The 2,095-nt window shown below is 26.5% G+C and carries 1 protein-coding gene and 2 pseudogenes; all 3 read right to left on the bottom strand.

The window, feature by feature from the left end; genetic code table 11:
- Positions 1-232, bottom strand: a pseudogene (locus tag L8U04_RS08205) (ankyrin repeat domain-containing protein); the annotation flags it as partial.
- A 10-nt stretch (positions 233-242) separates the two neighbouring features.
- Positions 243-1,871 (bottom strand): putative toxin, encoded by a 1,629-nt coding sequence (locus L8U04_RS08200; protein ID WP_263709816.1) that lies wholly within the window; start codon positions 1,869-1,871, stop codon positions 243-245.
- Positions 1,864-2,095 (bottom strand): annotated as a pseudogene (locus L8U04_RS08195) (ankyrin repeat domain-containing protein); the annotation flags it as partial. The gene L8U04_RS08200 and the pseudogene L8U04_RS08195, both read right to left, overlap by 8 nt.

Raw genomic sequence — 2,095 nt, 5'->3', positions numbered from 1 at the left:
CAAATGCGGCCCTTAATAAGCTTGCTGCTGGATCAAATAAAGATAGCTCATAATCTTCATTATTATGATGGTATGTAAAATGCGCCTCATAAAAGCTTTCTTTTATGGGATAATCTTTTAAAAGATTTTTAACATTTTCTAAGTCATTATTACTAATAAAATCAAATAACTGTTTTTGAATTTGCATTTTTTCTTCAAAACTCATAGCTTTGATATCTTCTAATGTTTTCATTGTTTTTCCTTTAGTTTTTTTGTATTTGTTTGTTTTTGTTTAATTCTTCTTCTATATGAACAGGGTCATTTAAATTTAATCTTTTTATTACTATTTTATTAGGTGCTGCTCCTTTGATATGGTGTAGATATATTTCTTTAAATATTGTCTTTATGCTTCTGTGAGCATGTCTGTGGTAGATAAAACCACTTCTTGATCCTTTATGGTTTTTATTGTCTTTATTAAATATCTCTAGATTAGTTATATTATCTATTAATTTTGTGTAATGATTGCATAAAAATAAATAATCAAGCTCATATTCTCTAGCAAGTTTTAACTCAAAGCTTATTTGTTCTGTTAAAGCTTGATCTTGAACATTTTTAACCTCTACTAAAGTAGGGTAATCATTTAGCGTTACTAAAAAATCAGGTATGGTGTGATTGAAACCTTTAGTATTAAAATTAGTATCTAGTTTTCTTCTATTAGATAAATACCTAGTTGATCTTTTAGTAAAAAGCATAGAAGCAGCATATTCTCCTGCATCTCCTATATCTTTAGAATTGATATTTTTATTTTTTTGTTCTTCTTGGTTTGGAGTGGTGCTGTTTGTTGCCATCATATCTAAAGGATCTACATTTTTAACACTATCTTGCTTACCATTGCTAGTCTTTTGAGGGTTTTGAAGATCTTTTATAATGTCTTTATAATCTTTAACTTTTTTTTGATTTCTTTGTAAAAATTCAAGTCTACCTAGTAGATTTAGTTCTTTAGGTGATTTGTTTTTATTATCTTGTAAGTCACTTATTTTCTTCTTTAATTCTTGCTTATCTGTAATAATATCTTTTAAACTTTCATCATCTTTAAGCAAGATTTTAGTCATTTCATCTGCTTTTTTCGCGCAAGCTTTTTTAATACCCATTGCTTGTTGTATTTTATCATCTTCTGTAAAATCTCTATTGTCATTTAAAGCTTGTAGGAATTCTTTAGGGCTTTGCAAAACTAAATTAGGATTTTTTATTTTAGCTATGCTTCTTTGAAAGCTTAAATCTATATTTTTTTTATCTTTTCTTCCCTTTCTAAAATCAGTCACTACAAAGCCCTTATCTTCTAAAGGCACAGGATCAAAGTGTAATGTTTCATTTTTATCTAAAGATACTAATCTTGGTATTAAAACATAAATTCCTTTTTCAAAGCATTTATCAAAAAAATCTGCTTCAACTTTAGCTATACCATCTTTTACTTCAAAGCCATCGTTATATTTTAACTCTTCATTTAAACTTTTGATATCATTATCTTTACTTGTATAAACATCGTAAAATATATCATAATTATCAGGATCGATTTGTCGTTGTTTTTTAGTTTGTAAGATGAAGTTATTTTCATCAAATTTATTTATCTCTTTATCGATTTTTTGTGCATAATCTTTTGTGATATCTTCTTTTTCATTTAATTGATCTTGAGAATTTATTTTTTTAATTTCTTGTTCTTTATGAATTGTTCTATTTTTATCTTCAAATTCTTTTCCATTGTTTTTATCTTCTGTTTGTAAATGAAAAGGCTTATAAAAATACAATTTACAATTTTCTAGTATATAAACCTTTTGAAATTCTTTAATATGAAAATTGACATCAGTAAAGTTAATTTTTATCACTCTACTCATTCTCCTTAGCCTTTTTTATAGCATCGTTTAAAAGTTTACAGTATTTTTCCATATAGCTTTTATCTTTTTCACACTCTTTGCTATCCCAGTATATATTGTATTTTTTATCAAGTTGTTCTGAAGTCATTGCTCCTGCATCTTTTAAAAGCTTTTTATTTCTAGATCCTCTTGCATTATCTAAAGGAGTTCTTGGGGTAGCAAAATTCACATTAGCTCCTAGTTCA

It is taken from the genome of Campylobacter sp. IFREMER_LSEM_CL908 (genome assembly GCF_025771545.1).
Lineage (GTDB): Bacteria > Campylobacterota > Campylobacteria > Campylobacterales > Campylobacteraceae > Campylobacter_D > Campylobacter_D lari_D.
Note: the sequence above shows the minus strand (reverse complement) of the source record. Positions and strands in the feature narration are given on the sequence as shown.

Excerpts from the sequence above, each read along its gene's own strand:
- L8U04_RS08200 (WP_263709816.1), bottom strand. The coding sequence starts at position 1,871 with ATGAGTAGAGTGATAAAAATTAACTTTACTGATGTCAATTTTCATATT.